The organism is Listeria grandensis FSL F6-0971, from assembly GCF_000525835.1.
Lineage (GTDB): Bacteria > Bacillota > Bacilli > Lactobacillales > Listeriaceae > Listeria_A > Listeria_A grandensis.
Genome location: NZ_AODD01000031.1, coordinates 40,769 through 49,898, shown reverse-complemented (window position 1 = coordinate 49,898; position 9,130 = coordinate 40,769). Strand labels below are relative to the sequence as shown.

Annotated in this window: 11 protein-coding genes and 1 pseudogene; all 12 read left to right on the top strand. The window is 40.5% G+C overall.

Annotation, left to right across the window (positions count from 1 at the left end; translation table 11 throughout):
- Window positions 1–360, top strand: a 360-nt coding sequence (locus PGRAN_RS14035) for a DUF4352 domain-containing protein (RefSeq protein WP_036067107.1), incomplete at its 5' end; no start/stop codon positions are given.
- On the top strand, window positions 361–1,644 hold the full coding sequence (locus PGRAN_RS14030) for a nucleotide sugar dehydrogenase (RefSeq protein ID WP_036068018.1): 1,284 nt from the start codon (window positions 361–363) through the stop codon (window positions 1,642–1,644).
- Window positions 1,622–1,852, top strand: a complete 231-nt coding sequence (locus tag PGRAN_RS14025; RefSeq protein WP_036068016.1) for a hypothetical protein — start codon at window positions 1,622–1,624, stop codon at window positions 1,850–1,852. Before PGRAN_RS14030 ends, PGRAN_RS14025 begins: the two co-directional genes overlap by 23 nt.
- Window positions 1,849–1,935 (top strand): annotated as a pseudogene (locus PGRAN_RS17400) (hypothetical protein); the annotation flags it as partial. The gene PGRAN_RS14025 and the pseudogene PGRAN_RS17400, both read left to right, overlap by 4 nt.
- Window positions 1,936–1,948: 13 nt before the next feature.
- Window positions 1,949–2,479, top strand: a complete 531-nt coding sequence (locus PGRAN_RS14020; protein ID WP_241433369.1) for a YveK family protein — start codon at window positions 1,949–1,951, stop codon at window positions 2,477–2,479.
- Window positions 2,480–2,559: 80 nt separating this feature from the next.
- Complete coding sequence (locus PGRAN_RS14015) at window positions 2,560–3,234, top strand: CpsD/CapB family tyrosine-protein kinase (protein ID WP_036068014.1); 675 nt, start codon at window positions 2,560–2,562, stop codon at window positions 3,232–3,234.
- Window positions 3,235–3,247: 13 nt separating this feature from the next.
- Window positions 3,248–3,862 carry a sugar transferase gene (locus PGRAN_RS14010; protein ID WP_051998670.1) on the top strand — a complete coding sequence of 205 codons (615 nt, stop codon included), beginning with the start codon at window positions 3,248–3,250 and terminating at the stop codon, window positions 3,860–3,862.
- Window positions 3,862–4,608 (top strand): WecB/TagA/CpsF family glycosyltransferase, encoded by a 747-nt coding sequence (locus PGRAN_RS14005; RefSeq protein WP_036068012.1) that lies wholly within the window; start codon window positions 3,862–3,864, stop codon window positions 4,606–4,608. Before PGRAN_RS14010 ends, PGRAN_RS14005 begins: the two co-directional genes overlap by 1 nt.
- A 43-nt stretch (window positions 4,609–4,651) precedes the next feature.
- Window positions 4,652–5,869 (top strand): O-antigen ligase family protein, encoded by a 1,218-nt coding sequence (locus tag PGRAN_RS14000; protein ID WP_420911981.1) that lies wholly within the window; start codon window positions 4,652–4,654, stop codon window positions 5,867–5,869.
- Complete coding sequence (locus PGRAN_RS13995; protein ID WP_241433367.1) at window positions 5,838–7,268, top strand: lipopolysaccharide biosynthesis protein; 1,431 nt, start codon at window positions 5,838–5,840, stop codon at window positions 7,266–7,268. The genes PGRAN_RS14000 and PGRAN_RS13995 overlap by 32 nt, the downstream gene beginning before the upstream one ends.
- 19 nt (window positions 7,269–7,287) lie before the next feature.
- Entirely contained in the window at window positions 7,288–8,283 is a 996-nt protein-coding gene (locus tag PGRAN_RS13990) for a glycosyltransferase family 4 protein (RefSeq protein ID WP_065427924.1), read from the top strand.
- A gap of 171 nt (window positions 8,284–8,454) precedes the next feature.
- The gene (locus PGRAN_RS13985; protein ID WP_036068010.1) at window positions 8,455–9,054 is read left to right on the top strand and encodes a hypothetical protein; all 600 of its coding nucleotides are present in this window, start codon (window positions 8,455–8,457) and stop codon (window positions 9,052–9,054) included.
- Window positions 9,055–9,130: the final 76 nt, after the last annotated feature.

The following is a 9,130-nucleotide window of genomic DNA, read 5'->3' as shown; positions in this document are numbered from 1 at the left end:
AAAACCGCTAAATCAGAACCTATCGTTGTGAATGGGATCCAATTAACGTTAGATGGACAAGAAATTACGAAGGCGATTTCTAAAGATCAAAAAGAGCAAAACGTGTATACCTTCCGCGTGACGGGTAAAAATGTTTCCTCCATCAATAAAGGGTTAGGCTCTGTCGATTTCATTTTGAAGACAAAAGATAACAAAACACTAGAAACAGATTATAATTATACGGCCTTCGGTGGAGAAATTAAACCAGAAAAATCGCTTTCTGGACCCGTATCATTCACGTTGAACAAAGATCAAAAAGCGACGAAATTAATTTATCGTATTGGCAAGAAAGAAATGATGTCTTGGGATGTGGAAAATTAAATGAAGATCAATGTGATGGGCTTAGGCTATATAGGTTTACCGACAGCTCTAATATTTGCTAAATACGGTGCTAACGTTGTAGGTGTCGATATCTCAAAGGAAATTGTAGAAAAGTTAAATGCAGGAGAAGTGCATATCGAAGAGCCTGGAATATCTGCAATGCTTCAGCGAGTAGTAGATGCGGGGAATTTTAAAGCAAGCATGACACCAGAAAAAGCAGATGTTTTCATTATTGCTGTTCCTACACCGAACCGACAAGATGTATTTAAGAGCTGTGATCTAACATATGTGAAGCAAGCGATGTTAAGCATCTTACCTTACTTGAAAGCTGGCAATACCGTCATCATTGAATCCACCGTCTCGCCACGAACGACAGAAGGCGTAGTAAAAGTGATGATAGAACAAGCTGGTTTTACGGTAGGACAGGATATTTACCTCGTGCATTGCCCAGAGCGGGTATTACCTGGAAAAATTCTAGAGGAGCTCATTTTTAATAACCGCATTATAGGTGGTGTTACGGAAGCCTGTACGAAGCGAGGCAAAGAGATTTATGAACTTTTTGTGAGAGGCGAACTGATTGGATCTACGGCCTCTGCTGCGGAGCTTTCTAAACTAATGGAGAATACGTATCGAGATGTTAATATTGCACTCGCGAATGAACTCGTGAAAGTAGGCGACGCTTTAAATATCGATGCACTTCAAGTGATTGAAATGGCTAATAGGCATCCTCGCGTCAATATTCATCAGCCAGGACCTGGTGTAGGTGGGCATTGCTTAGCGGTTGATCCCTATTTTATTATTTCAGAAGCTCCGGAACAAACGACGCTTATTCAAGCCGCACGGCAAGTCAACAACGCGATGCCGCAATTTGTCATAGATAAGGTACAAGATTTAATGCGGCACTATCAGTCAAAAACGTTGACTATTTTAGGGGTTTCTTATAAAGGCAATACGGATGACATACGGGAAAGCCCAGCAATGACTATTTATAAAGGGCTCCAAGCGCTAGATGAATTCGATATTCGTGTGTATGACCCCCATGTGACACAGTCGTTTATTACACCTGACTTGAAAACGGCTCTGAAAGAGAGTGAGTTGGCTCTAATCCTGTGTGATCATGATGTGTTCAGATCTTTAGTACCGGAGGCTTTCTCTTCGATGAAGAAAAAAATCATTTTTGATACGAAGAATTGCATAGAACTAACAGAGGTTTCGATAGATAAATATAATATGGGCAATTTCAACTGGGGTGAAAAAAGTTATGAAGGTAAATACGCTTTTTAGTGATGGCTTTCTCTGGAACGCAAATTTGGAGTTGGAAAATGGTGTAGTGGTGAATCGAGACTTTATTTCTGTCGCAACATTTGAAGCAGAATCAAGGTCTAAGTTACTACATGCTTTAAGAAGTTACCCGCAAATAAAAAGTGTCCTTTTTATTAATTGTGTTGGGGAAGCGTTAGTTCTTAAAGAAGATTTAGGACTGGGAGAATGATACTTGTGAATACTCGAATCGATTTAAACAAAATTCTTGTGTCGATAAAGAATAATAAATGGTGGCTTATCGGAATTTTGCTGATTACATTGACAAGTGCTTTTATTTATCTACACTATTTTGCTACACCAATTTATCAAAAAAAAAACGCAGATCTTAGTCAATCAATCGGAGAATATACAAAAGAACAATTTAGAAGCGCAAACTGTTCAGGCAGATTTGCAGCTTGTCAACACGTATAGTGCGATTATTTTGAGTCCACGAATTTTGACGGAAGTAGAAAAGGGACTACAAAATAAATATGATATCCAAGAACTTACGGATATGATTCAGGTTAAAAATTCAACCAATTCGCAAGTCATCGATATAAGTGTAGATAACTCAAGTCCAGAAATGGCCGCAAAAATTGCAAATTTAACGGCGCAAACGTTCAAAAAAGAAATTGCTAAAATCATGAAAATCGAGAACGTTACGACGCTTTCGGATGCTATGTATACTGGCAAGGAAGTGCCTATCAAGCCTCAAAAATTCTTAATTATGAGCTTGTCGTTTCTGTGCGGTGTCATGATAGGATTTATCTTTATTTTGACGAAACTTATTTTTCGAGCGTACGTTTACATCTGCTGAGGAAATCCAGGAACTGTTGCATTTAAATGTTCTAGGTGAAGTAAGTGAGTTTTCTGTTAACTATAACGTGCAGACAAGAAATGAAAATTGAGGTGAGGCCGTTGTCGAGACATAAAAGGAAAGGAAAGAAAAGTTATTCCCCTGTGGGTGAGCAGTTTAAGTTGATCCGTACGGGGATCGATTTCTCAAATATTGATAAGCGAAAACAAGTGATTCTGATTACTTCTCCAGAAAGTGGCACGGGTAAATCTACTATCGCCTCGCATTTGGCTATCACCTATGCACAAAGAGGAGAGCGGGTCTTGTTGATTGATGCAGATATGCGGAGACCAACATTGCATCGACGTTTTTCAAAAGACCTTCATGCCGGCTTATCCAATATCATCTTAGGATACCTCAGTGTGGAAGAAGGGTTGCAGAACGTAGCTTTAGCAGACTGTGAATTCTTTATTTTAACGAGTGGCTCTATACCTCCAAATCCGAGTGAATTACTATCATCTGAAAAAATGATTGAGCTACTGGAAAAGCTTAGAGAGGAATTTGATTATATCATCATCGATACACCTCCCGTTACGATTGTTTCGGATGCGTTGGCGCTAGCTGATATGGTGGATGGCATGATTTTAGTCTGCCGTTACCATAAAACACTTCGAGCGAAGGCCATTCAAGCCGTAGAAAAGCTCAGCCTCTCTCAAACAAAAATACTAGGCGCTATCTTTAATGGCACTAAAAATATGGAAAATTATTATTATTAGGAGTGCAAGACACATGAAACCAAATACGTATCTTAAAATAAAAAAAAAATCTGATTGTGTCATGAGTTTGCTCGCTTTTGTGTTACTATCACCAATTCTAATTATCATTATGTTCGTCATCAAGCTTTCCAATGTGCGTGCTCCTGTGTTTTTTAAGCAAAAGCGTGTCGGAGAAGATGGTCATTTATTTTATATGTATAAATTCCGGACGATGCATGTGAATGCGGAAGCCCAATTAGATCATTATTTAAAACAGAATGAGATCGAAGGGGCCATGTTTAAACTGAAAAATGATCCACGTGTCACTAAATTTGGGCGTGTTTTACGAAAAACGAGCCTAGATGAGTTGCCGCAGCTATGGAATGTCATTAAGGGTGATATGGCGCTCGTAGGTCCAAGGCCTCCTTTGCCGCGGGAAGTAGCCGAATATACATCGCATGATAAGAAACGACTTTCAATCATACCAGGATGTACGGGGCTTTGGCAGGTGAGTGGGCGCAATGAGCTCAGTTTTCAGGAAATGGTCGAGCTGGACCTGCAATATATTCAACAGGTTTCTTTCAAGCTAGACGCCAAAATCATTGGTAAAACAGTCTTGGTCATTCTGATTCCTAAAGGAGCATACTAATGGTGGCAAGGAAACGAATTCATCTGCTTGGAAGTTATCTTGATCCGCTGACGATGGAGGAGAGCTTAGGACGTGTGGAAGCGCTCGTGGCATTGGGAGAACCTGTACAGCATGTGGTTATTAACGCAGGAAAGATCAACCTCATGGCACAAAATCCTACTTGCCGCCAAATTATTAATAAAAGCCCACTCATTAATGCGGATGGGCAATCAATCGTTTGGGCGGCTCGATTTCTCGGCTATGACGTGCCAGAGCGTGTGACGGGGATTGATCTATTTGAAGCATTAGTGAAAAAAGCGGCTGAAAATGGTTGGCGCCCCTACTATTTTGGTGCGACGGAAGAGGTTGTTCAAGCAGTTGTTGCCAAACATCAGCAGCAGTATCCAAACTTAGATATTGCGGGCTTTCGCAACGGTTATTTTGAGGAAACAGAAGCAATGGAAATTGCGGAAGCGATTCGTGATAGCCAAGCTGACTTGCTTTTCGTTGCTTTCTCTAGCCCGAAAAAAGAAGTGTGGATTCATGATTATCAGCCAATTATGGAGGTTCCTTTTGCGATGGGGGTTGGTGGTAGCTTTGATGTGCTTGCTGGTAAGACGAAACGGGCGCCGAAATGGATGCAACGAATCGGACTGGAATGGTTTTACCGATGGGTGCAGGAGCCGAGACGGATGTTTAAGCGTTATATCATTGGCAATATTGCTTTTATTCGACAGGTCCTGCAAGAGAAGCGGAAACGGAGCTAAAAAATGATGATGACGAAAATGCCTCTTAATATTCTTATTTTTATTGGCCTTACTGCGATATTTCCGCTTATTGATTTTTTTAAACGGGCTATTTCTTACTTCGGGAATATCAGTGCCAATCGGTGTTGGCTATCGTTTTGTCTTCCTCTTGTTTTTGATTATCGCGATTGGTATGGATGACCTTCCAAAATCGGCGCTGACATATGTGACTTTTTTGTTTATCGCGGGTAACCTCTTGATTTGGCTGCTGCAGGGAATCTTTTTACAAAATCCGTTGGCTTGGATGATGGCAGATTTGTCAGTGTTTATCAAATACTTTTTATGGGTCTTGATCCCTTACTACATCTATCAGCGGAAAAGCATTCTCCAAACAATACGCTATGAAGAACTGTTTATCGTGATCAGTTTTTTATTCACTACTGGTCTGTTGATTCCGTATGTGCTCGGCGTGGGTTATCAAACGTATGACAATTCAGATGCCGGGTATAAAGGCTATTTTTTCGCGAATAATGATACTAGTTTTGCTTTCATTATCTCGATTACATTTACGGCAAGGGCTTTGTGGCTACAGTTGTCAGGAAAGTGGAATATGCGATTGCTACTACTACTTATTCTTTATGCGGGTAATATCGTCTGTTTGCTTCTAGTGGGTACGAAAACAGGTATTTTATACGGCGTGATTGTGAGTATTTTTCTACTCGTGCATCTCCTTTTTGGCACAGGCTATCGCTCGGCGTTGCATCGCATCATGATTTGGATGGCCAGCTTTCTTGCTGTTGGGTGGGTAGTGTTTCGAGGCATTCATTATGCTGCCGAGATGGTAGAGGGGACGTATGAGCGTATCGTTTATTTTTACCATTTGTATGATGGCAATTTGGTGCGACTTTTGACGAGTTCACGAAGCGATTTTTTAGAAAGTGGAATGATGTATTTTTTAGAGGATACAAACTTTGGTTTCAGTTTTTTATTTGGGCAAGGGTTTGAATACAGGTTGGAAAATTTCGGACGGTTCGGACTGATTGAAATGGACTTTTTTGATGGGTTATTTGGACTAGGCGTCTTGGGAATCCTACTTCTTATTGTGATGCTCGGCTACTTTCTATGGTTGGCTTTTTCAAAAGGGTCTCGCTCTATTTATAGCTACATGTTTCTCGTCATTGTACTGTACAGTTTCTTCGCTGGGCATGTTCTATTTTCAGCGTTATCTTCTACCTTTTTAGGACTTGTTTGTGGCGGTATTATTCTATCTAAGAAAGAATGATGTTATTTTGAAACCATTATTGATTCGTTTAGGCCAATTCTCGATTGGTTCATTGGGGGCAGCTTTGCTGAATTTAATCTTGATCCCCGTGACCACTTATTTCTTATCCCCGGCAGAATACGGAAAAACGAGCATGTTCTTCCTCGCGCAAACGTTTTTGATTTATATCATTTATTTGGGATTTGATCAGGCGTTTACACGGGAATTTCATGATCAGCAAACGCCGGTCAGGTTAATGAAGCAAGCCATGTTGGTCCCACTTATTTCTTCTGTAGTACTCATCGGAGGCATGGTTGGATTTGCTCCGCTGATTTCGACTATTTTATTTGCGGATTCGAGCTACACTACGGCCATTTATTTGTTGGGGATTTCTAGTTTTTTTCTGATTTTTGAACGCTTTTTACTCTTACTCATTCGAATGGAGAATCGGGCGCTCTCATTTTCCTTCTATAACATTCTCGTCAAAGGAACGATTTTGATAGGGACGCTTATTGCCCTTTGGATTGGCCCGCCGACGTTTGTTACAGTCATCTATGGCATGTTAATTGGACAAATTGCGGGTGACCTTCTACTGATATTGGCGCATTTTCATCTGTTTCGTTCTATGAAAGGAAGGGTGGATAAAGACCTCTTAAAACGGTTAGCGCAGTTTGGTCTGCCCGTTGTGGTGGGGACTTTTCTCTATAGCCTTCTGATCCTCGTCGATAAAATTTTTCTGCGGACGTTCGCGGATTTCTATGTGCTAGGTATTTATACAGCAGCGTTTAAAATTGCTAGCGCGCTGATGATTATTCAGGTGAGTTTCGCTAATTTCTGGGTTCCGACGGCGTATGAATGGTATAAGCATAAGAAACCCGTTATCTATTATGAAAAAGTGAGCCATATCGTCATGTTTGGCATCAGTCTTTTCTTTCTGGTAATGCTCTTCTTCAAAGAATGGATTGTCGTGATTCTATCACCCGCCTATTTAGAAGCACAGTATATTTTTCCGCTTCTTTGTTTTTACCCACTCATGATGACCATTAGTGAAACGACCAATCTTGGTATCGTCTTTTTAAAACGTAGTGTGCTGAATATTTATGTTTCACTCATCGCGCTCCTTTTTGCAGTGATATTGAATTTTATGCTGGTCCCATCTTATGGTGCTGTCGGTGCTGCGCTCGCAACGGGAACAGCGTATATTATTTTTTTCCTCGCGCGTACCTTTTTCTCCATGCGCATTTGGGAAGGCTTTTCTGTCAAACGGCACATCATTATCATTGGCATTTTGTATGGACTCGCCGTCTACAGCGCCTTTTTTAGAGAGGACTGGGTCGAAAAGGGCCTGATTATCGGGGCACTTGGCTTTTTATTCTGGCTGTACCGCGAGATATTCATGATATGCGTGCACGATTTATGAAAAAGGAAGGGAGAGAAACATGAACATTTTAATGGTGGGACCAGACCCACGCGAAAAAGGCGGAATTGCAACTGTCTTATCTAATTTTCAGCAATTTTATACGCATCCGAAGCATAAGCTCTTCTTTTTAAGCTCTTGGTCAAGCCAACATAAATGGCGTACAGAATGGCAGGCTCTTCAGAGAATCCGGCGAATCATCCGAGAAGAGCAAATCGACATAGTCCATTTCCATGTTGCCCAAAAGGGTAGCTTTTTCCGAAAAGCACTTCTCGCTAAGCTTGTTCCGAAACATTGCCGTGTCCTATTTCATATGCATGCTTCACAGTTCGATGTCTTTTTTCAAAATAGCAGTCCTTTTGTTCAGAATCAAATTAGGAAGACACTTAATCGCTTGGATCGGCTTATTGTTTTAAGTGATAGTTGGGCAGATTTTTATAGGCAACTCACGTCCACTTCGATCGCCGTCATTCCTAATGCCGTACGAATACCTGAGCAGTCCTCTTTTCAACCGGATTCAAAGACCATTGTGACATTTGGTCGAATTGGACAGCGAAAAGGGAGCTATGACCTTTTGCAAGTGGCGAAAAAAATGGAAGAAGCGTTTCCGGACATTCGTTTTGTTCTATATGGAGATGGAGAAGTGGAGCAGGTGGCCGAAGCAATTCAGACTCATCAGATTAGAAATGTCGAACTTGGTGGATGGATTGGAAAGATAGAACAAAAAGAGGTTTTGAAAGATACAGTTCTTCACTTCTTACCCTCGTATCATGAAGGGCTTCCAATGGCGATTCTAGAAACGATGGCAGCGGGAATTCCCAACCTTTCGACAAGGATTGGTGGCATTCCGGAAGTGATTCAGGATGGTCAAAATGGAATGTTATCAGAACCGGGAAATGTCGAGGAAATGATAACAAAGCTAACTGCATTCTTAAAAAAATTCCCGATGTCGAGAACGTTACAGTGCGGTCGCACGAAAAACGATACAAAATGGTTTTTCGCTCGAAGCATATCATGAAAAATGGGCCGGTATATACGACTCCTTAGAAACAAAACGTACCGATCAAGAAATAAATGATGCATCATATAAAAACTTATCGAAAAAAAATAGAAATAACAAGATGCAAGATGAAGACAGATAGCACAGCAATAGGAAATGAATGAATTCAAATAAAGGAGTTTTTACGCTATGAAGGAACTTTGGCTCCCACTCACAAACACGTTAGAATTCCAAGAACACGCTGAATTAATGACTTTTATGAAAGATGAAACATTTTACTTTGAGTCTGGGATTGTGCTCATTGATGATGGCTTAGTTTCCTGTCATGTTGATAATGATCTAAATTTAATAGGAGCAGACGGGTCCCTATTTGACACTAAATCGCTTATATTTAAGGCTTGGGAGAAGACATTTATTTGGTATCTTCCGGCGCCGTTATTAAGAAGGATGGGAGATAAAGAAGGTGTGCACAACTTAGTATCATGGAGCAAGCAACAAGTCCCCATTTGGAGAGCATTTATTTTAAATCAAGAAAGCGTTCGGTCTGCTATTCTAAGTACGTTTATTGATTTGTTTATCTACAAGAATCGAGAAGAGTTTCATTTAACATTGGATGAACTGCATAATCGAATCGCATATTATTCTAAAGAAATGGTTTACACCGCTTGTTCGAGCCTTTCCTACGAAAAAGCTATTTACTTTAGTCGTCGAAATAACAAAATAACTTTTTCTGCCTTGGCTTTAGCACAATATATTGATAAAAAAATAAAGCGCTACATATACGACTAGTATTAGAGCAATGTCAGATTAGTTGTTGGAGCTGTTTGAAGTGAACCGCTAATCCATTTTTTTCCAAACACTTCCG